The sequence below is a fragment of the Streptomyces sp. NPDC002580 genome, assembly GCF_042889485.1.
Taxonomy (GTDB): Bacteria; Actinomycetota; Actinomycetes; order Streptomycetales; family Streptomycetaceae; genus Streptomyces.
Window position 1 is genome coordinate 617,443 of sequence record NZ_JBIAQZ010000001.1, and the last position, 20,833, is coordinate 638,275.

Here is a 20,833-nt window from a genome sequence, read left to right on the forward strand (position 1 = left end):
AACGAGCCTGCCACAACAGGCCTGTTGGAGGTGTCACAGCATGACGCAACCCACCGGCATCAGGCGAGCCCCTGGTTCACCACGATCACCATCGCGCCGTGTGCCGGCCACGGCTGCCCGGGGGCGGCGATCCGTGCCGGGCGGCCCCCGGGCCTGACTCGCCGCCGGCCGTCCTAGGCTGGGGCCCCCGTACCCCCCCGGAAGGAATCCGCCATGCCCGGCTGGAACGCGCAGGACGTCCCCGATCAGCGCGGGCGCACCGCCGTCGTCACGGGGGCCAACAGTGGTCTCGGGTACGTGACCGCTCGCGAGCTCGCGCGTAAAGGGGCCCGGGTCGTGCTCGCCTGTCGCGGCGAGGCGCGGGGAGCCGAGGCCGTGGAACGGCTCGTCGCCGAAGTGCCGGGGGCGGAGGTCGAGTTCGTACGGCTGGATCTCGGGGAACTGGACTCCGTGCGGGAGTTCGCGGACGTCTTCGGGCGGACGCACGGACGGCTGGACCTGCTCGTCAACAACGCCGGGGTCATGGCCCTGCCGCTCGGCCGCACCGCCGACGGGTTCGAGACCCAGTTCGGCGTGAACCACCTCGGCCACTTCGCGCTCACCGGGCTGCTGTTCCCGCTGATCGCCGAGACCCCCGGCGCGCGGATCGTCACCGTGTCGAGCATGGTCCACGCGCTCTCCGGCCTCGACATGGACGACCTCAACAGCGAACGGGCGCCCTACCGCAAGTGGATCGCCTACGCCCGGTCCAAGACCGCCAACCTGCTGTTCACGCACGAGCTCGCGCGACGCCTGTCACGCGCAGGGGCCGATGTCGTCGCGGCCGCCGCGCACCCCGGGTACGCCTCCACCAACCTGCAGACCGCGGGGCCCCGGATGGCCGGACGCAAGGGTGCCGAGCGGCTGATGGAGATCGGCAACCGGGTCCTCGGGCAGAGCGCCGAGGCCGGAGCACTGCCCACGCTGTACGCCGCCACGGCGGCCGGCGTGGCGCCCGACACCTTCGTCGGGCGGTCCTTCGCCATGTGGCGCGGCTCGCCCGCGACCTCCTGGCGCGCCGCCAGGACCCGCGACGACAGCGCGGGAGAGCGGCTCTGGGCCGCCTCGGAGGAGCTGACGGGCGTCACCTACGAGGGACTCAAGGGCTGACGGCGGGCCGGGCGGCGGGGCGGCCCGGCCGCCCGGCCGCGGCCCGCTTCAGGCGGCCCGCACCTCGTACGTCGTCACCTGTACGCCCTCGTCGTCCAGGCACTGGCCCGACTCCAGGTCGAAGCGCTGCTTGAGCAGGGGGGACGCCACGAACGGGCGGCCCCGGTCGGTGCCGGTCAGGCCCCTGGAGAGCACCGCCGCCCCGCTGAACGGGTCGCGGTTGTCGATGGCGTACGTCCGTCCCGCGCGGTCGGTGAACAGGGCGGCCTGGCGGCCGTCCGGGAGGAGCGCGGCGACCCCTCGGCCGGGGGTCAGCGCGGACAGTTCGCAGACCGTGAACCAGCCTTCCTCCAGACGGAGTTCGAGCTTGAGGTCCGTTGTCGCCAGGGTCGTCTCGGGTGCCAGGGTCATCGCTGGGCACTTCCTTCCAGGGGGCGGTGTCCGATGGTCAGCAGCGGCAGGTCGGGCTTGATCTGGTCGCGCTCCGGGACGAAGCCGACGACCGGGTCCGGGGTGTCCGGGGCGTTCACGAAGGACACGAACCGGCCGAGCTTCTCCGGGTCGTTGATGGTCTCGGCCCACTCGTCCCGGTAGTTCGCGACGTGCGCGGTCATCAGCGACTCCAGTTCCTCGCAGATGCCGAGGGAGTCCTCCACCACCACGTCCCGGACGTGGTCCAGGCCGCCGGGAATCCGCTCCAGCCAGGTCGAGGTGCGCTCCAGGCGGTCTGCCGTACGGATGTAGAACATCAGGAAGCGGTCGATGAGGCGGACCAGTTCGGCGTCCGACAGGTCCTGGGCCAGCAGGTCCGCGTGGCGCGGGGTCGCGCCGCCGTTGCCGCCGACGTACAGGTTCCAGCCGTTGGAGGTGGCGATGATGCCGAAGTCCTTGGACTGGGCCTCGGCGCACTCCCGGGCGCACCCGGAGACCGCCGACTTCAGCTTGTGCGGCGAGCGCAGACCCCGGTAGCGCAGCTCCAGGTCGATCGCCATCCGCACCGAGTCCTGCACGCCGTAACGGCACCAGGTCTGCCCGACGCAGGACTTCACCGTCCGCAGCGACTTGCCGTACGCGTGGCCGGACTCGAAGCCGGCGTCCACCAGCCGTGCCCAGATCAGCGGGAGTTGCTCCACCCGGGCGCCGAACAGGTCGATCCGCTGGCCGCCCGTGATCTTCGTGTAGAGCCCGAAGTCGCGCGCCACCTCGCCGATCACGATGAGCTTCTCGGGAGTGATCTCGCCGCCGGGGATGCGCGGCACGATGGAGTACGAGCCGTTCTTCTGGAGGTTGGCGAGGAAGTGGTCGTTGGTGTCCTGGAGCGCGGCCTGTTCGCCCTCCAGGACGTAGCCGTGGGCACCGATCGTCGGGGCGAGCGAGGCGATGATCGAGCCGACGGTGGGCTTGCAGACCTCGCAGCCGTCACCGCCCCGGGCGTCCTCGCGGCCGTACCGGTCGAGCAGCGCCCGGTACGAGGTGATCCGCAGCGCCAGGACGATCTCGTACAGCTCCTCGCGGGTCTGACCGAAGCAGCCGCACAGGCCGTGGTCGACCTCGACGCCGCTCGCGGCGAGTTCCTCGTTGACCAGCTGGCCGAGGACCTTCACGCAGCTCCCGCAGCCCGTACCGGCCTTGGTGCACTTCTTGACCTCGGGCACGGTCGTGCAGGAGTGCTCGGTGACCGCGCCGCGGATCGTGCCCTTGGTGACGTTGTGGCAGGAGCAGATGACCGCCGAGTCGGGGAGCGCGGAGGGGCCGAGGGTCACCGGGCCGCCCGCGCCCGCCGGCAGCACCAGTTGCTCGGGGGAGATCGGCGGTACCGAGCCGGTGAGCGCGCGCAGCGTGCCGTAGGCCTCCGCGTCGCCGACCAGGATGCCGCCGAGGAGCTGTCCGTCGCGGCCGATGACCAGCTTCTTGTAGATGCCCGAACGCGAGTCCGCGTAGACGACGTCGAGGCAGTCGGCGGTGGCTCCGTGCGCGTCGCCGAACGAGGCGACGTCGACACCGAGGAGCTTCAGCTTGGTCGACAGGTCGGCGCCGGTGAAGCTCGCCTCGTCGGCGGCGATCGTCGCGGCGGCCGTCGAGGCCATCTCGTAGCCGGGCGCGACGAGTCCGTACACCCGGCCGTCCGAGGCCAGGGCGCACTCGCCGATCGCGAACACGGACGGGTCGGAGGTGCGGCAGCGCTCGTCGACCGTGATGCCGCCGCGCTCGCCGACGGTGAGGCCCATGGCGCGGGCGAGTTGGTCGCGCGGACGGACTCCGGCCGAGAAAACCACAAGATCCGTGGGGAGTTCGGACCCGTCCGACAGCTTCATGCCGGTCACGGCGCCGTCGTCGCCGGTGACGATCTCCTGGGTTCCCGTGCCCGTGTGGACGCTCAGGCCCATGCCCTCGATGGTGCGCAGGAGCGCGGCGCCGCCGCCGTCGTCGACCTGTACAGGCATCAGGCGCGGCGCGAACTCCACGATGTGCGTGGTCAGTCCGAGCCCCTGGAGCGCGCCGGCCGCCTCCAGTCCGAGCAGACCGCCGCCCACGACGGCACCGGTCGTCGCCCGGGCCTTCGCGTACTCCTCGATGGCGAGCAGGTCCTCGATCGTGCGGTAGACGAAGCAGCCCTCGGCGTCCTTGCCGGGAACCGGCGGGACGAACGGGTAGGAGCCGGTGGCGAGGACGAGGGTGTCGTAGCCGATCGTCAGGCCGGAGCGGGCCGTCACGGTCCGCGCGTCCCGGTCGACCGACTCGGCCGGATCGCCGATGTGCAGCTCGATGCCGTGTTCCTTGATGAACTCCGCGTCCGTGAGGGAGAGTTCGTCGGGCGTGCGGCCCGAGAAATACGAGGTCAGCCGGACCCGGTCGTAGGCCGGTCGGGGCTCCTCGCAGAGCACGACCACCCGGTGCGTGGCGGTCAGGCCGCGTTCGGCGAGCGACTCCAGGAAGTGCTGGCCGACCATGCCGTGGCCGATGAGCACGATCGTGGGCGTGCTCCCGGCCCCGGCGTCAGCGGCCGTCGCCGGCCGGGTCGTCGCGGTCTTCGTCGTCGTGTCCGGGGACATTCAGGAGCCTCCGTCGTTGGTGAGCAGGTGGAGCAGCGGTGCGCCGTCCGAGGGGAGCGGCTCCGCTCCCTCCCAGGCGCGGGCGAGGGCACCGACGGTGCCGAGTTCGCCGACGAGCACGCCGCCGACCAGCCGGTCGTCGCGGACGACGACCTTGCGGTAGGTGCCGCGGGTGGCGTCGGCGAGCTGGACCACGTCGTCGCCGGGCAGGGGATCGGTCTCGCCGAACGCGGCGAGGTCGAAGGGAGCCAGGTCGAACGGGCCGAGGCCGGAGGGAACGAGTCCGGAGGGAACGAGTCCGGCGGGGGCGGCGGCCGATGAGGCGGTGCCGCCCGCCAGGGTGAGGCGGGTGAGGGAACGGGTGCCCGTGTAGCGGGCCGGGGCGCCGGTGTCCGCGCGCCGTGGCGACAGGGCCTCGGCGGCGATCGACTCGGCGACGAAATCGGCCTGTTCGAGGGCCGCGGTGGCCAGCCCGTAGACCGTGCCGCCGTGCTGGGCGCAGTCGCCGACGGCCCGCACGCGCGGGTCGGAGGTCCGCAGCTCGTCGTCGACGAGGACGCCCTTGTGGACGGCGAGTCCCGCGTCCTCGGCGAGCCTCGTGCGGGGACGGACGCCGCAGGCCAGCACGACGAGGTCGGCGTCCAGCGCGTACCCGTCGGCCATCTCGACCGAGCGGACCGCGCCGCCGGCCGAACGCACGTCGCGCACCCGGCACTCGGTGTGCACCTCGACGCCCAGGTCCGTGAGGCGGCGGAGCACCAGACGGGACGCGGCCGGGTCGAGCTGGCGCTCCATGAGCCGTTCGGCCTGCTGCGCCAGCACCACCTGGGCCCCGCGCGCCGCCAGGGCCCGGGCGGCCGACACCCCCAGCAGGCCGCCGCCGATCACGACGGCGCGGACACCGGGCCGGACGGCCTTCGACAGGCCGAGGCAGTCGTCCATGGTCCGGAACGCGTGCACGCCCTCGGGGAGTTCGTGCCGCCCCTCGGTGAACAGGCCTCGCAGCGGCGGGAGTACGGGGTTGGAGCCGGTCGCGAGGACCAGCGTGTCGTACCCGATCGCCGAGCCGTCCGCGCAGCGCACCGTGCGGGTCACCCGGTCGATGCCGGTGACCCGGGCCCGGGTGAGGCGGTCGACGCCGGGAAGGGCGATCACCTCGGGGGCGTACCGCCCCGCCAGGACCTCCGCGAGCAGCACACGGTTGTACGGGGCGTGGTCCTCGTCGCCGATCAGCGTGACGGAGACGGGGGGCAGGGCGGACCCGGCGTCGCCGGCCGCTCCGAGTTCGCCGAGCCGCCGGGCGAGCCGGACGCCCGCGAGCCCGGCGCCGATCACCACCACACGCGTATTCGAGGTCATGACCACACGGTGCGGTGCCGGTGTTACCCGGTGGCATCACGTCTGTTTCCCGACTGGAACGCTGCCCTCAGCGGGGGCGGGGCGATGGTGTGAGGGCCGGGAAATCAGACGCCGGGCCGGGCCGCCGGTTCCCGCCGGGTGAATCCACCGGGTTTCCGCCGGGCTAGCCCGGCCCCGCCGGGCGAACCGGATCCTCGATGGGCGAATCCGCCAGTCCTGCCGGGATCCTGCCGAGTTCCCACCGGATACCCGCGGGGTGAACCCCGGGTCCCCGCCGGGCGAACCCGTCGGCTTCCTGCCTGGCGCCCGCCCGGCTCCCGTCGGGCGAACCTCAGGAGTCGCTCAAGTCTCCCAGGGCCCGTGCACGACACATCCATCCGTCCCTTAGGGTCGCGATCATGCCCGACATATCCCTGACCACGGTCCTTGTGCTCTGCGCCGCCGCCCTGGCGGCCGGCTGGATCGACGCGGTGGTCGGCGGCGGAGGGCTGCTCCTGCTGCCCGCCATGCTGCTGGGGCTGCCCGCCGGCACCCCGGCCGCGTACGCGCTCGGCACGAACAAGGCGGTCGCGATCGTCGGCACGACGGGAGCCGCGGTCACCTACGCGCGCAAGACACCCGTCGATGTGCGCCTCGCCGTACGGATCGGGCTCGCGGCGCTCGCCGGTTCGACGGCGGGCGCGTTCGTCGCGGCCGGGCTGAGCACCGAGGTGCTCAAGCCGGTCGTCATGGTCGTCCTGCTCGGTGTCGGCACCTTCGTGATCCTGCGGCCCGCCTTCGGCACGGCGCCCTCGCCCGGCCCGGTCTCCCCGCGCCGCGTCCTCGCGGCGATCGGTCTCGCGGGACTCGGCATCGGCTTCTACGACGGGCTCATCGGTCCCGGCACCGGCACGTTCCTCGTGCTCGCGCTCACCGCGCTGCTCCACCTCGACCTGGTGACCGCGTCCGCCACCGCGAAGATCGTCAACTGCTGCACCAACGCGGGCGCCCTGGCGACCTTCGCCTGGAAGGGCACGGTGTTCTGGCAACTCGCCGCGCTGATGGCCGTGTTCAACCTGGCGGGCGGCATGGTCGGGGCGCGGACCGCGCTCAAGAAGGGCAGCGGGTTCGTCCGGGTGGTGCTGCTGACGGTGGTGTTCGCGCTGGTGGCGAACCTCGCGTACCAGCAGTGGCTCGCCTGAGGGCCCGGCGGTCGTCCGCGAGGGTTCGGCGGTCGCCGCGAGAGTCCGGCCGTCGCCCGTGGAGGTTCAGCGGCTGCCCGTGAGGTGGGCGAAGACGACCACGTTCCCCTGGTAGCCCGTCGTCTCCGAGTAGCCGCCGCCGCAGGTGATGACCCGCAGCTCGGGCCGGTGCGCGGCGCCGTACACCTTCGTGTCGGGGAAGGCGCGGGAGTCGTACACCTCGACCGCGTCCACGGTGAAGACGGCCGTTCTGCCGTCGAGCCGGTCCACCTCGACCGTGCCGCCCTTGCGGAGGGCGCCCAGGTCGTAGAAGACGGCCGGTCCCTCCGCGTTGTCGACGTGCCCGGCCACGACGGCCGTGCCGCGCTCGCCGGGGCTGGTCCCGGCCTCGTACCAGCCGGCCAGGTTCTTCCGCTCGGGGGGCGGCACGTCCAGGCTGCCCTGCGGGGTGAGGCCGAGGCCCGTCAGCGGGGCGTCCACGCCGATGGCGGGGATGCGGATGCGGTCCGGCGGGGAGTGCGGCATCGCGGGGGCGCCGGACCGCGCGTGGTCCCTGGCGGTCGCCGCCTGTGCCGGGGACGGCTGGGGCGGCGGGTGCGCCTCGGCGCCGTTGCGCAGCAGCCAGGCCCCGGAGCAGAGGGCGACGACGGTGACCGACGCTATGGCGGCATTGCTGAACCGGCGCACGCGAGCTCCTCACGGATCCTTTCCGGGGCCGGACCGGCCGGGCCCGACGGCTGGGGGTGCTGAAGGGGTCGGTCCCTTCCCCTCCGGGCCGCGAGGGGCGTCGGGCCACGGAGGGGGAGGGACGGCGGTACCGGCGGACGGACAGCGGAGGTTGTCCGTCAGATCCCGTCGCCTCTCGCCCGGCGATGCAGGAGCCAGGTACCGCCCGCGGCGGCGACGGCCAGCGCCGCCACTCCCGCCGCGGTCTGTACGGGGTCGGGGCCCAGCGCGCCGCCGACACCCGTGTTCACATGCCCGCGCGGCTGTACCTGCTCACGCGTGGAGGCGAGCGTCACCGTCAGGTCCCCGGCGACCCGGCGGCCGTGGGAGCACCTCGCGACGATCTCGTACGTCCCCGGCTGCGCGCTCGGCGGCACCCGGAACTGGCCGATCGCGTCGTGCTCGTGCGCGCTGGCGGCGAGCGTGAAGGTACCGGCGCCCACCGCGCCGGCGTCCCCGTCCGCGGTGCCGTCCGCCCCGCAGGCGGAGGTGGTGACGGTGACCTCGTCGCCCGGGACGACGGCGGAGGGGAACACCTCCAGGGTCCCGGCGTCCCGGCCGTACACGGGCGCTGCGGCCAGACCCGCTGCGGCGGCGGCGAGCGCGGTACCGGTCAGCAGGCGGGCGGTACGTCGCATCGTGCTAGCTCCTCCGAGGGGGCGCGGCCCGCGACACCCTCAAGTGCCGCTGCGTCGGTCGAGCCCCTGCCCTACCGAGGTAAGTGGCACATTCCCGCACCCGCTCTCTGATGGGGCGTCAGAAATGATGTGAACGGGTGTCAGGTGAGACGCCGGAACGGGCGAAAGGCCCGGCGTTCCGGCAGGTCACCGAGGTGCGCCCGGCGCGCCGCGCGAGAGGGGCCGAAGGAGGGAGGGCGGGGGTGTGAACGGGTGACCGGGAGGTGTGCGGCGGGGCGGGGCCGCGGCGGGGCGCGCGGGGAAGGGTCGCCGTACGGGGCGGGTGAGGCGGATGGGGTGAGCGTCGGTGGCGGGGCGCGCGGAGGCGGGTGGGGCGAGGTGGCCGTCGTTCGGCGCCGGGTCGGCTGATCGCCCCGGCCCGCCCCCGGGGTCTGCCGGCCACCCCGACCCGTGGGGCGGCCGGTCACCCCGACCCGTGCCGGGGGTCTGCCGATCACCCCGGCCCGTCGCTTGACCTCAAGAATGGTTGAGGTGTGAGGCTGTGCGTCATGAAGACAGCCACAGCCGCATCCACGGCCTCCGACCAGGTGCCCGAGTCCCCCGTACGGGTCGCCGTCGTCATCGGCAGCAATCGCGAGGGCCGTTTCGGTCCCGTCGTCGCGAACTGGCTGCTGGACCGGATCGGCGAACGCGACGACTTCCTCCCGGAAGTCCTCGACATCGCCTCCGTCGACCTGCCCACGGTCATGTCCCGCTCCCCGTCACCCGAGGTGGCCGCCGAACTGGCGAAGGTCACCCCCGCCCTCGCGGACGCGGACGCCTTCGTCGTCCTCACGCCCGAGTACAACCACTCCTTCCCGGCCGGTCTGAAGAACCTCATCGACTGGCACTACGGCGAGTGGCGGGCCAAGCCGGTCGCGCTCGTCTCCTACGGCGGTGTCTCGGGGGGTCTGCGGGCCGTGGAACACCTGCGTCACGTCTTCGCCGAACTGCACGCGGTGACCGTGCGGGACACGGTGTCCTTCCACGGCGCGGGCGCCGCGTTCGACGAGGCCGGGACCCCGCGCGATCCGGTGGGCCCCGCGGCGGCGGCGAAGACGATGCTCGACCAACTGGGCTGGTGGGCGAGGTCGCTGAGGGAGGCCAGGGCGCGGCGGCCGTACGGGGGCTGAGGGTCGCGCCGGGCCGGGCGGCACGCCGACTCCGTGCGCGCCACCCCGATCAGCGGATCCCGTACGGCGGCGAGGCGGCGGGGCGCGACCCCGACGGGTGCCGTGGGACGCGCCGGGATGTGAGCCGAGTCGCGCCATGACGCAGGGCCGCGCGCGATGATTTCGGAGCGGTGCGCCGGTCCTACCGACGTGACCGGACGCGCGACACGGCCACGCGCGTGACGAGACCGGACGTGCGACGTGGCCGAGTGTGTGATGTGCCGAACGCCTGACGTGACCGAGACAGCGACGAGGAGCGAGTCCCATGCGCATCGTGATCAGCGAGTTCATCAGCCTGGACGGGGTGGTGCAGGCACCCGGCGGTCCCGAGGAGGACACCGACGGCGGGTTCGCCCACGGCGGCTGGTCCCACCCGTACTTCGACCCGGAGGTCGTGGGCGGAGCGTTCGCGGCGGGGCTCGCCGACGCCAGGGCCCTGCTGTTCGGGCGCCGCACCTGGCTGACCATGGCCGGGGCGTGGCCCGAGCGGGCGGGCGATCCGTTCGCGGACCGGATGAACTCCCTGCCCAAGTACGTGGTCTCCGGCACCCTCGGCGAGACGGAGCTGGCGGCCTGGGAGAACTCCGCCCTCATCCCCGGTGACGAGTGCGTCGCCCGTATCCGTGAACTGCGCGCGAGCGGCGACGGCGACCTCGCGATGATGGGCAGCCCCACGCTCGTCCGCACCCTGCTGGCCGAGGGCCTGGTCGACGAACTCCAGCTGATCCGGATGCCGGTGATCCTCGGCGGCGGCAAGTCGATCTTCCCCGAGGACGGTATGAAGCGCCCGCTCGAACGGGTCTCCACCGTCACCGCGAAGACGGGCGCGGACGTGAGCGTGTACCGGCCGGCGCCCTAGGGGATCGTCCGGGGCCCCGTGGGCAGGCGTCGGTGCGGCGCCCGCCCACGGGTCTTTGCCGGAGGGTGTCCGGTGCCGGTCAGCTCACGGAGACCGCCGACCAGGCCGCCGCCACGGCGGCGTACTCGGCGCTGCCCGCGCCGTACAGGTCCTTGGCCGCGTTCAGCGTGGCGGTGCGCGCTCCCGCGTACTTCGTGGACGAGGTCATGTACACCGTCAGCGCGCGGTACCAGATCTTGCCCACCTTGTCGTGGCCGATGCCGGTGACCGTGGAGCCGTTGCAGGTGGGGGAGTCGTAGGCGACGCCGCCCACGCTCTTCGCGCCGCTGCCCTCCGAGAGCAGGTAGGCGAAGTGGTTGGCGACGCCCGAGGAGTAGTGGACGTCGAGGTTGCCGACCGAACTGCTCCAGCAGTCGGCCGAGTTGCCGTCCTTGGAGGGCTTGTCCATGAAGCGCAGGGCGGGCTTGCCGAACCCGGACCGGACGATCTCCTCGCCGATCAGGTAGTCACCGGCGTCCGAGGTGTTGTCCGCGTACCACTCCACCATGGTGCCGAAGATGTCGGAGGTCGCCTCGTTCAGGCCGCCGGACTCGCCCGAGTACGTCAGCGCGGCCGTCTTCGAGGTGACGCCGTGCGACATCTCGTGCCCGGCGACGTCCAGCGCGACCAGGGGGCCGAACGTCGAGCCGTCACCGTCCCCGTAGGTCATGCAGAAGCAACTGTCGTCCCAGAAGGCGTTGTTGTAGTTGTTGCCGTAGTGCACGCGGTTGTACGAGCCCTTGCCGTCGCCCGCGATGCCGTTCCGCCCGTGGACGTTCTTGTAGTAGTCCCAGGTCTCGTTCGTCCCGTACTGCGCGTCCACCGCCGCGGACGAGCGGTCCGAAGCGGCTCCCGTGCCCCAGTGGTTGTCCGCGTCGGTGAAGAGCGTCGCGGGCGCCCGGCTGAAGCAGATCCCGAAGATGCACAGGTCCGTCTTGTTCGCCGCGTCGCCCGTGTACGTGTTCCCGCGCGTCGGGTCCTTGAGCTGGTACGTCGAGCCGGACGTCGTCGTCTCCAGCGGAACCGTGCCGCTGTAGAGCGAGTTGCCGTCGCCCGTCGCCGTCTCGATGCTGTCCCACGCGTCGATCCGCGCACCGGTGCGGGCGTCGGTCAGGACCGTGCGGGCGACCGGATTGCCCAGCGAGTCCTGGGCCACCGCGTCGGTGCGCCAGGCGAGCCTCGGAGTGCCGTGCAGGGCGTCGACGACCAGCCGCGGCTTCGCCGTCACCTTCCGCAGCGCCTCGCCCGGGTTGGCGGCGCGCAGCGCCTTCACCGCCCGGCCGGCCGCCTCGGGTCCGGAGAGGGCGGGGGTGACGTCGGCCAGCGAGATGGCCCTGCCCGTCGCGCGGTTCGCGCCGCGGTACGCGCCGTTCGGAGCCAGGTGCACCACGAAGTCGCCGCCGAGCACCGGCAGTTCGCGGTAGGTCCGGTCGTAGCGCACGTGCTGCGTGCCGTCGCCGTCGACGACGACGTCGCGGACCGAGGTGTTCTGCGCGGAGGTGAGGCCCAGGTTCGTGGCGTGGGCGGTCAGCGCCGAGGCCGCGTTCGCGATCGCGGCGGCCCGGGTCGGCCGGTCGGCCGCGTCCGCGGCGGGGGCGAGCGCGGCGGCCACCAGGACGGCGGTGGTCACGGCCGCGCCGACGGCGGCGGGAGAGGAACCTCGGATGTGCCGTATTCGACTCATCGGTCTCCTTGGGAAGGCGCCTTGGGGGAGGCGCGTGGGGGAGACGCCCTCCCCAAGGCGGAGCGCACGTGGGGGAGGCGCTGAAAAGCTGAGTCAGATTTAAGGGTCCATGACATGTCATGTCCATAGCGCCCGTAGGGTCCGCGCGGGATACGGCGAGAATCGTTTCCGTACCCTCACGAATGGAGACGATCATGGAAATGCCGGCCTGCCTGGCCGTCCTGACCACGACGGACACCGCCGACGGGGCCGAGGTGCTGGCCCGGGGCGCGGTGGCGGCGCGGGTCGCGGCCTGCGCGCAGATCTCGGGGCCGGTCACCTCCGTCTACCGCTGGGAGGGGGCCGTGCGGACCGCCTCCGAGTGGCGGATCCAGTTCAAGACGACCGAGGCGCGCTACCCGGCGCTGCAGGCGTACCTCCTGGACGCCCACGGCTACGACACCCCCGAGATCATCGCGACCCCGATCGTGGCGGGAAGCCCGGACTACCTGCGCTGGCTGGACGAGGAAACGGCCTCTTGAACCCGCTGAGGCCCTCCGGCGAGGCGGCACTGCCCTTCTTCGTCTACGGCACCCTGCGCCCCGGCGAGCACAACCACGACCTGTTCCTGCGCGGCCGGACCCGCTCCGAGGAGCCGGGGCGGATGCGGGGGCTCGTGCTGTACGAGGGACCGGGATATCCGTACGCCGTCGAGGAACCCGGCGGCGCGGTGCGCGGCGAACTCGTGACCGCGCGGCCCGAGGTGTACGAGGAACTCCTCGCGTCGCTCGACGCGTTGGAGGAGTACGTGCCGGGCGATCCGCGCAACCTGTACGAACGGGTCGTGCGTGAGGCCGTGCGGGCGGACGGCGGCCCGGCCGTACGGGCCTGGGTCTACGTCGCCGCGCCCGCGGTCGCGGCGCGCCTGCGGGCCGACGGCAGGCCGATCGAGGACGGCGACTGGCGCGGCGGCGGAGGCGGCGCCCGGGCCCGCCACCGGGGCTGAGGGACGCCCGCCGCCTCCGCGTGCACCCGTGCGGGTGGCCGCCCCGTGCGCCCCCGGCGCCGGGTCCGTCCGCGCCCCTAGGGTCCGGCCATGACCGACCGCGACATGACCAGACGACGTGTTCTCGCGCTCAGCGGGGCGGCCGTCGGCGCCGCCCTGGGCATCGGGCTCAGCTCCTGCTCCGCCGACCAGGGGCCGGACAAACCCTCCGGGTCCGGCTCCGGGTCCGGTTCGAGGGCGACCCCCGAGTCCGCAGAGCGGCCCCGGCCAAAGGCTCCGGGCGGGGACTGACCGCCGTACGGCCGGATTGCGCCCACGAGCCCGGGCGGACCGAGGGGGAACAGGCCGCCGTGCGCCGACCTCCGTGCGCCGACCCGTGCCGCTGCCGCACCCGGACACCGAGCCCGGGCACGGCGCCCGGCGGCGGGACCCGGCTGAGAGACCCGGCGGCGGGACCCGCGGAGCCGGTGCCCCGCCGTCAGGCCTCCCCCGCGGGCTCCACCCGCACCGCGCACGCCTTGAACTCCGGCATCCGGGAGACCGGGTCGAGGGCCGGGTTGGTCAGTGTGTTGGCGCGTCCCTCGCCCGGCCAGTGGAAAGGCATGAACACCGTGTCGGGGCGGATGGCGGTCGTGATCCGGGCCGGCGCGACGACCCGGCCGCGTCGCGACACCACCGTCACGGCGACCCCGTCCACCGCGCCGAGCCGCTCGGCGAGACGCGGGTGCATCTCCACGTACGGGCCGGGCGCCGCGGCGTTCAGCTCGTCGACGCGCCGCGTCTGCGCCCCCGACTGGTACTGCGCGACCACCCGTCCGGTGGTCAGCAGCAGCGGGTACTCCTCGTCCGGCTCCTCGGCGACGGGCCGGTGCGACACGGGCACGAACCGGGCCCGGCCGTCCTCGGTGGCGAACCGGTCGAGGAAGAGGCGGGGCGTGCCGGGATGGTGCGCGTCGGCGGTGCCGTCCCGCCCCGCGGCGCCCGGGGCCCCCTCGGAGCGACCGCCCTCCCGACCGATCACGCCGGTCACCGCCTCGGTCTCCGTACCCGCCCCGGCGTCCGTACGCGCCCTCGCGGGCGGGCCTGCCCCCGGAGTCGTCCTGTCGGGGTCCGTGCCCGCCCCCGCGCCCGCTTCCTGAGGCGCCCCCGGGGCCGTGGGCGCCGGGCAGGGCCAGAACACCCCGTTCTCCTCGGCCAGTCGGCGATAGGTGATCCCCGAGTAGTCCGCCGGCCCGCCCGCGCTCGCGCGCCGCAGCTCCTCGAACACCTCCTCCGGATCCGTCGGGAACCCCTTCTCCACGCCGAGGAGCGCGGCGAGCCCGTGCAGCACCTCGAGGTCGGTGCGTACCCCCTCCGGAGGGGAGAGCGCGCGCCGGCGCAGCAGCACCCGGCCCTCCAGGTTCGTCGTCGTGCCGGTCTCCTCGGCCCACTGGGCGACCGGCAGCACGACGTCGGCGAGGGCGGCGGTCTCGGAGAGGACGACATCGGCGACGGCGAGGAAGTCCAGCGACTTCAGGCGTTCCTCGACGTGCGCGGCGTGGGGCGCGGACACCACCGGGTTCGATCCCATCAGCAGCAGGGCGCGGATGTCCGTGCCCAGCGCGTCGAGGAGTTCGTACGCGCTGCGTCCCGGACCGGGCAGGGTGTCGGGGTCGATTCCCCACACCTCGGCCACGTGCCGTCGCGCCGCCGGGTCGGTGAGCTTGCGGTAGCCGGGCAACTGGTCGGCCTTCTGGCCGTGTTCGCGTCCGCCCTGCCCGTTCCCCTGCCCGGTGAGGCAGCCGTAGCCGGACCGCGGCCGGCCCGGACGCCCGGTGGCCAGGCACAGGTTGATCCAGGCGCTCACGGTGTCGGTGCCCTTGGCCTGCTGCTCGGGTCCGCGTGCGGTGAGGACCATCGCGTCCTCGGGCTCGCAGAACATCCGCACGGCTGCCCGGAGTTCGGGAACGGACACCCCCGTGATCCGTTCCACGTACTCCGGCCAGTGCGCCATCGCCGCCGCCCGGGTCTCCTCCCAGCCGCTCGTACGGGCCCGGATGTACTCCTCGTCCGTACGCCCCTCGGCGACCACCAGATGCAGCATCCCCAGCGCGAGCGCCAGGTCGGTCCCCGGGCGCGGTGCCAGGTGCAGGTCCGCCTGTTCGGCCGTGCGGGTGCGGCGCGGGTCGATGACGACGAGCGTGCCGCCGTTCTCCTTCAGCTCGGTGACGAAGCGCAGCGCGGGCGGCATCGTCTCCGCCAGGTTGGAGCCGACGAGGATCACGCAGCCGGTCCTCGGGACGTCCTCGAGCGGGAAGGGCAGTCCCCGGTCGAGACCGAAGGCGCGGCCCCCGGCCGCCGCCGCGGACGACATGCAGAAACGGCCGTTGTAGTCGATCTGCGAGGTGCCGAGGACGACACGGGCGAACTTCCCGAGGGAGTACGCCTTCTCGTTCGTCAGCCCGCCGCCGCCGAACACCCCGCACGCGTCCGGTCCGTACCCCGTCCGCGCCCGGGCCAGCCCCTCGGCGATCCGGGCCAGCGCCACGTCCCAGCCCGCGGGCTCCAGGACGCCCGCGGTGCGGACGAGCGGCGAGGTGAGCCGCACCCGGGACGAGAGCAGCGCGGGTGCCGTGCGCCCCTTGCCGCACAGGGCGCCCCGGTTCACCGGGAAGTCCGCGCGCTCGGCCACCTCGACGCCTCCGCCGGGCGTGGGCGTCAGGTTCATCCCGCACTGCAGGGCGCAGTACGGGCAGTGGGTGGGCGTCGCGGAGGCGTTCATGGCGCCCAGCGTGCGGTGGGCGTGTTACGCCCCGGGGAGGGAGGCGTTACACGGCCGGGGCGGACACCTCCCGGCCGGCCGGGAGACGTGGTGAGGTCGCCTCGCGCCGAACGGACGGTCCGGCGGATCACCCCCCGCCGGGCCTCCCGGGCCCGGCCGCCGGCCCTCCCGGGGCCCGCGGCCCGGCACCGGGGGCATCGCCCCCGGACGGCTAGCGCGTCGACGCCAGGGCCCGGGCCACGCCCGGCTCCTTCGGCCCGAGGAATCGCGGGTCCGGTTCGAACACCGCGTCCAGCGCGGCCTTGCCCGCGGCGAAGATCTCGCGGGTGCCGCCGTAGTACCAGGTGGCGTCGTGCTTGGCCTCGACGCCGATGCCGTACGAACGGACGCCCGCCGCCCCGCACAGCGCGAGCGCGCGGCGGATGTGGAAGCCCTGGCTGATCAGGACCGCCTCGTGGACGCCGAAGATCTCGCGGGCCCGGACGCAGGAGTCCCAGGTGTCGAAGCCGGCGTAGTCGCTGACGATCCGCCGGCCGGGCACTCCGCGCGCGGTGAGATAGGCGCGCATCGCGTCGGGTTCGTCGTAGTCCTCGCGGCTGTTGTCGCCGGTGACGAGGACGACCTCAATGCGGCCGGCCCGGTACAGCTTCGCGGCGGCGTCCAGCCGGTGGGCGAGATACGGGGACGGCTCGCCGTCCCACAGACCCGCGCCGAAGACGATCGCGACCTCGGTGCGCGGGACGTCCGCCGTCGTCCGCAGCCGGTCGCCCGTCACCACGTACATCCACGTCGAGGGGAGCAGCGCCAGCACGCACAGGACCATCAGCGCCTGTACGGTCCGCCGCTGCCCCTTGCGCGTGCGCGGAAGCCGCGGCAGGCGCGCGAGGCGCGGCGCACCCGGTCCGCGCGGGCGCGTGCTCGGGCCCTTCGGACGTGGCAGTCGTGGCAGGCGCGGCATGATCGATGTCCCCCAGGTGTCGTTCCCCCGCGACGGCGCGCGGGCCGGTACGCGCGCCGGCGCCCGCCGGATCCCGTTCGGCCTCCGCGCGGGTTCCCGCTCGGTTTCTCGTGCAGGTTCTCATTCCGGTTCCCGCGCCGGACCTCGCGTCCCTCTCGACAGACGAAGACGCGTCGTCAGGCCGTCCGGTTCACTCGCCGGACCGAACCGGGTCGGCGCGGCGGGAGGGAGCCGCAGGTGGGAGGCGCTCACACCGTGCCGCCGCCGAACGGTGAACCGACGGAAAACACCCGTCATCCACGCGCAACGGCCCGGCAACCTGCTGCCGTCAGGATCGTCCCATGACGGCGTCGAACCCCGCTCGCGACGAGTCCTCCCACCGCACCGGCGGCCCGCCGCCGCGCGGCGCCCGCCTCGAAGGCCACCTCGACAGTACGGCGCAACTCATGAACCGGATCACCAGCCAGCTCGGCAGTCAGCTCAGCCTGGTCTCGCTCGACGGCACCCGCCGTCCGGCGCCGCCGGTGCTGGTCCTGGTCGCCCACGGCAGCCGCGACCCCCGCGCGCTCGCCACCATCCGCACCCTGGTCGAACGCGTCCGCGAACTGCGTCCCCACCTGTCCGTGCGGCTCGGCCACATCGAGCTGAACGAGCCCCTGCTCGGCGACACCCTCACCTCGCTGGACGGCGAGGACGCCGTCCTCGTACCGCTGCTGCTCGGCCGCGGCTACCACGTCCGCCGCGACATCCCCGAGACCGCGGCCGCCGCCCCCGGCGTGCGCACCCGCGTCGCCGGCCCGCTCGGCCCGCACCCGCTGCTCGTGGAGACCCTCCACGCCCGGCTCGTCGAGGCCGGTTGGCGGACCAGGATGAGCGACTCGACCCGCCGGGCGAGCGCCGTCGTCCTCGCGTCCGCCGGGTCCCGTGCCCCGGACTCGGCCGCCGACACCCGCCGCACCGCCCAGCTGCTCGCCGAACGCCTGGGCGTGCCGGTCCTCCCGGCGTACGCCTCCGCGGCCGCGCCCACCGTCCCGGCCGCCGTGCGCGCCCTCGCCGCCCGGGGCCGTCACCGGATCGCCGTCGCCTCGTACTTCACCGCTCCCGGCCGCTTCGCCACCCAGTGCGCCGAGGAGGCTCCCTGGATCTGCGCCGAACCGCTGGGCGACCACCCGGCGATGGCCCGCCTGGTCCTGCACCGCTACGACCAGGCCGTCGCCGCCCCCGAGACCGCGTCGGAGCGCGCCCTGGTCCCCGCCTGAACCCGGCCCGAGCCCGGCGGTCCCCCCTCCACGCCCGGCACCGTGCCACCGGGGACGTGGCCCGATTGTCGGTGCCTGCGTCTACTGTCGGTGCATGGAAGGCATGGCACCGAAGACCGAAGACACCGCGCAGGGGACCCACGAGAACCACACCGCTCACGACGAGTACGACGTGTCGGCCGTCGAACGCTGGGCCGTCGAACCCGACAAACGCCCCGGCCGTACCGCCTTCCAGCGCGACCGCGCGCGCGTGCTGCACTCCGCCGCCCTGCGCCGCCTCGCCGGCAAGACCCAGGTCGTCACGCCCGGCACCCTTCCCCAGGTGCTCGGCTCCGCCGGATCGGGCGGGACGCCCATCCAGGTGTGGGACGCCAGTCCCCGGACCCGGCTGACCCACTCCCTGGAGTGCGCCCAGGTGGGCCGCGAGCTGGGCGCCGCCCTCGGCTGCGACCCGGACCTGGTCGAGGCGGCCTGCCTCTCGCACGACCTGGGCCACCCGCCCTTCGGGCACAACGGCGAACAGGCGCTCAACGAATTCGCGGAGGACTGCGGCGGGTTCGAGGGCAACGCCCAGTCGCTGCGCCTGCTCACCCGGATCGAACCCAAGCGCTTCGTGCGCAGCGACATGGTGACCTCGGCCGCCGCCGGGGCGGGCGACGACCTCGTCAGCGTCGGCCTCAACCTCACCCGCGCCGCGCTCGACGCCGCCACCAAGTACCCCTGGCCGAGAGGCGCCCGTCCCGCCGACCCGAAGTCGCCGAAGTTCGGGGTCTACGAGGACGACCGGCCGGTCTTCGACTGGGTCCGCAAGGGCGCCCCCGCCGGGCGCACGTGCTTCGAGGCGCAGGTCATGGACTGGGCCGACGACGTGGCGTACTCGGTGCACGACATCGAGGACGGTCTGCACGCCGGCCACATCGACCCCGGCCTGCTGCGCTCCGCACCGGAGCGGCGGGACATCTTCGCCGTGGCCCTGGGCCGGTACGTGCCCGACGACACCGATCCCGCCGAGCTCTCCGAGGCCCTCGACCGGCTCCTCGACCAGGAGTGGTGGCCGCACGGGTACGACGGGTCGGCCGTCGCGCAGGCCCGCCTGAAGGACGCCACCAGCCAGCTCATCGGCCGCTTCTGCCTGGCCGCGGAGGGCGCCACCCGCGCGAGGTACGGCAGCGGGCGCCTCACCCGGTACGCGGCGGAGCTGGTCGTCCCGCGACACGCCCGGCACGAGTGCGCCGTCCTGAAGGCGGTCGCCGACCGGTACGTGATGCAGCGCGCCGAGCAGGAACGGCTCCGCGCCGACCAGCGGATCATCGTCGCCGAGCTCGCCGAGACGCTCACCGTCCGGGCTCCCGGGGTACTGGATCCGCAGTTCCGGGCGCTGTTCGACCACGCGGCCGACGACCGTGCCCGCAAGCGCGTGATCGTCGACCAGATCGCATCCCTCACGGATGCCTCGGCGCGTTCCCTGCACCTCAGGCTCACCACGCGTTCCCATGGAGGCGGCGGAGTGTGACCCTGCGTGGCCTGATCGGGCCACTCCCCCTTCCCGCATCACGCTCCGTGCGGGAGGCTCGCATAGGGCGACATCCTTACGAGGAGGCATCAAGTGGTCGACGCGGATCAGACATTCGTCATCGTCGGAGGAGGCCTGGCAGGCGCCAAGGCGGCCGAGACGCTCCGATCGGAGGGCTTCACCGGCCGCGTGATACTGATCTGCGACGAGCGGGACCACCCCTACGAACGCCCCCCGCTGTCCAAGGGCTACCTCCTCGGCAAGGAGGAGCGCGACAGCGTCTTCGTCCACGAACCGGCCTGGTACGCGCGCAACGACATCGAGCTGCACCTCGGCCAGACCGTCGACGCGATCGACCGCACCGCCAAGACGGTCCGCTTCGGGGAGGACGGCACCCTCGTCCACTACGACAAACTGCTCATCGTGACCGGGGCCGAGCCGCGCCGCCTCGACATCCCGGGCACCGACCTCGCCGGAGTCCACCACCTTCGCCGCCTCGCCCACGCCGAGCGGCTCAAGGGCGTCCTCGCCGCCCTCGGCCGGGACAACGGACACCTGGTCATCGCCGGCGCCGGCTGGATCGGCCTCGAGGTCGCCGCCGCGGCCCGCGAGTACGGCGCCGAGGTCACCGTCGTCGAACCCGCGGAGACCCCCCTGCACAACGTGCTCGGCCCCGAGCTGGGCCGGATCTTCGACGAACTGCACCACGAGCACGGAGTCCGCTTCCACTTCGGCGCCCAGCTCACCGAGATCGTCGGCCAGGACGGCCTGGTGCTGGCCGCCCGCACCGACGACGGCGAGGAGCACCCCGCCCACATCGTCCTCGCGGCCATCGGCGCCGCCCCGCGCACCGGCCTCGCCGAGGCCGCGGGCCTGGCGATCGCCGACCGCGCGCACGGCGGCGGGATCGCGGTCGACGACCGGCTGCGGACCTCCGACCCCGACGTGTACGCCGCGGGTGACGTCGCCTCCTTCCACCACGGCCTCTTCGACACCCGGCTGCGCGTCGAACACTGGGCCAACGCCCTCAACGGCGGACCGGCCGCCGCCCGATCGATGCTGGACCGCGGGACGGCCTACGACCGCGTGCCCTACTTCTTCTCCGACCAGTACGACGTGGGCCTCGAGTACTCGGGCTGGGCGCCCGCGGGGTCGTACGACCAGGTGGTGATCCGAGGCGACGCGGCCAAGCGGGAGTTCATCGCCTTCTGGATGAAGGAAGGCAGGCTGCTGGCCGGGATGAACGTGAATGTGTGGGACGTCACGGAGCCGATCCAGCAGCTGATCCGGACCCGGGCCCGGGTGGACACCGACGCGCTCGCCGACCCGCGCGTTCCGTTGGAGAGCCTGGCACCCTGACCGTCGGCGGCGCCCGGCTCCCACGTCGCCCGTGCCGGGATTCCCGGGATCCGCTCCCGGGAATCCCGGACGGGGCCTTTCGCCCGCCCGGGAGTGTCG

At 73.7% G+C, this 20,833-nt stretch carries 18 protein-coding genes; 10 read left to right on the forward strand and 8 right to left on the reverse strand.

Translation table 11 applies throughout. The annotated features are described in order from the left end of the window. Positions 1–213 precede the first annotated feature (213 nt). A complete protein-coding gene (locus ACFYW7_RS02610) occupies positions 214–1,149 on the forward strand; it encodes an oxidoreductase (protein ID WP_389497163.1) in 936 nt (311 codons plus the stop codon). Between the two features lie 48 nt (positions 1,150–1,197). On the opposite strand, the gene nirD is transcribed toward ACFYW7_RS02610, so the two are convergent. The 3 genes from nirD to ACFYW7_RS02625 are packed head-to-tail and all read right to left on the reverse strand — an operon-like array spanning position 1,198 to position 5,561. After that, entirely contained in the window at positions 1,198–1,560 is a 363-nt protein-coding gene (gene nirD / locus ACFYW7_RS02615; RefSeq protein ID WP_389497164.1) for a nitrite reductase small subunit NirD, read from the reverse strand. Continuing rightward, positions 1,557–4,202, reverse strand: a complete 2,646-nt coding sequence (gene nirB, locus ACFYW7_RS02620) for a nitrite reductase large subunit NirB (RefSeq protein WP_389497165.1) — start codon at positions 4,200–4,202, stop codon at positions 1,557–1,559. Before nirB ends, nirD begins: the two co-directional genes overlap by 4 nt. Beyond that, complete coding sequence (locus ACFYW7_RS02625; protein ID WP_389497166.1) at positions 4,203–5,561, reverse strand: NAD(P)/FAD-dependent oxidoreductase; 1,359 nt, start codon at positions 5,559–5,561, stop codon at positions 4,203–4,205. Between the two features lie 398 nt (positions 5,562–5,959). Here ACFYW7_RS02625 and ACFYW7_RS02630 point away from each other — a divergent pair, with 398 nt between their 5' ends. Then, positions 5,960–6,742 (forward strand): sulfite exporter TauE/SafE family protein, encoded by a 783-nt coding sequence (locus tag ACFYW7_RS02630; protein WP_389497167.1) that lies wholly within the window; start codon positions 5,960–5,962, stop codon positions 6,740–6,742. Positions 6,743–6,808: 66 nt separating this feature from the next. Here the strand turns inward: ACFYW7_RS02630 and ACFYW7_RS02635 are convergent, their stop codons facing one another. Together ACFYW7_RS02635 and ACFYW7_RS02640 are read right to left on the reverse strand one after the other, a co-directional pair. Beyond that, on the reverse strand, positions 6,809–7,429 hold the full coding sequence (locus ACFYW7_RS02635; protein ID WP_389497168.1) for a class F sortase: 621 nt from the start codon (positions 7,427–7,429) through the stop codon (positions 6,809–6,811). A 158-nt stretch (positions 7,430–7,587) separates the two neighbouring features. Next, on the reverse strand, positions 7,588–8,106 hold the full coding sequence (locus ACFYW7_RS02640) for a hypothetical protein (RefSeq protein ID WP_389497169.1): 519 nt from the start codon (positions 8,104–8,106) through the stop codon (positions 7,588–7,590). 548 nt (positions 8,107–8,654) lie between these two features. Here ACFYW7_RS02640 and ACFYW7_RS02645 point away from each other — a divergent pair. Further along, entirely contained in the window at positions 8,655–9,278 is a 624-nt protein-coding gene (locus ACFYW7_RS02645) for an NADPH-dependent FMN reductase (RefSeq protein WP_389497170.1), read from the forward strand. A gap of 304 nt (positions 9,279–9,582) precedes the next feature. Continuing rightward, positions 9,583–10,176, forward strand: a complete 594-nt coding sequence (locus tag ACFYW7_RS02650; protein ID WP_389497171.1) for a dihydrofolate reductase family protein — start codon at positions 9,583–9,585, stop codon at positions 10,174–10,176. Positions 10,177–10,255: 79 nt separating this feature from the next. On the opposite strand, the gene ACFYW7_RS02655 is transcribed toward ACFYW7_RS02650, so the two are convergent. Beyond that, positions 10,256–11,899, reverse strand: coding sequence for a M4 family metallopeptidase (locus tag ACFYW7_RS02655; RefSeq protein WP_389497172.1), 1,644 nt, complete (start codon positions 11,897–11,899; stop codon positions 10,256–10,258). Positions 11,900–12,093: 194 nt separating this feature from the next. Between ACFYW7_RS02655 and cutA the strand changes: the two genes are divergently transcribed. The 3 genes from cutA (at position 12,094) to ACFYW7_RS02670 (ending at position 13,175) form a co-directional block, all read left to right on the forward strand. Next, complete coding sequence (gene cutA, locus ACFYW7_RS02660) at positions 12,094–12,420, forward strand: divalent-cation tolerance protein CutA (protein ID WP_389497173.1); 327 nt, start codon at positions 12,094–12,096, stop codon at positions 12,418–12,420. Beyond that, complete coding sequence (locus ACFYW7_RS02665; RefSeq protein WP_389497174.1) at positions 12,417–12,884, forward strand: gamma-glutamylcyclotransferase family protein; 468 nt, start codon at positions 12,417–12,419, stop codon at positions 12,882–12,884. Before cutA ends, ACFYW7_RS02665 begins: the two co-directional genes overlap by 4 nt. Positions 12,885–12,974: 90 nt before the next feature. Continuing rightward, positions 12,975–13,175 carry a hypothetical protein gene (locus ACFYW7_RS02670; protein WP_389497175.1) on the forward strand — a complete coding sequence of 67 codons (201 nt, stop codon included), beginning with the start codon at positions 12,975–12,977 and terminating at the stop codon, positions 13,173–13,175. Positions 13,176–13,362: 187 nt separating this feature from the next. Here the strand turns inward: ACFYW7_RS02670 and ACFYW7_RS02675 are convergent, their stop codons facing one another. After that, complete coding sequence (locus ACFYW7_RS02675) at positions 13,363–15,645, reverse strand: molybdopterin oxidoreductase family protein (RefSeq protein WP_389497176.1); 2,283 nt, start codon at positions 15,643–15,645, stop codon at positions 13,363–13,365. Positions 15,646–15,856: 211 nt separating this feature from the next. Then, a complete protein-coding gene (locus tag ACFYW7_RS02680; RefSeq protein ID WP_389498532.1) occupies positions 15,857–16,468 on the reverse strand; it encodes a vancomycin high temperature exclusion protein in 612 nt (203 codons plus the stop codon). Between the two features lie 476 nt (positions 16,469–16,944). Here ACFYW7_RS02680 and ACFYW7_RS02685 point away from each other — a divergent pair, with 476 nt between their 5' ends. The 3 genes from ACFYW7_RS02685 (at position 16,945) to ACFYW7_RS02695 (ending at position 20,734) form a co-directional block, all read left to right on the forward strand. After that, on the forward strand, positions 16,945–17,862 hold the full coding sequence (locus ACFYW7_RS02685) for a sirohydrochlorin chelatase (protein ID WP_389497177.1): 918 nt from the start codon (positions 16,945–16,947) through the stop codon (positions 17,860–17,862). Positions 17,863–17,956: 94 nt separating this feature from the next. Further along, positions 17,957–19,375: a deoxyguanosinetriphosphate triphosphohydrolase gene (locus tag ACFYW7_RS02690; protein ID WP_389497178.1), complete on the forward strand. Its 1,419-nt coding sequence runs from the start codon at positions 17,957–17,959 to the stop codon at positions 19,373–19,375. Between the two features lie 93 nt (positions 19,376–19,468). Then, positions 19,469–20,734, forward strand: coding sequence for an NAD(P)/FAD-dependent oxidoreductase (locus ACFYW7_RS02695; protein ID WP_389497179.1), 1,266 nt, complete (start codon positions 19,469–19,471; stop codon positions 20,732–20,734). Positions 20,735–20,833: the final 99 nt, after the last annotated feature.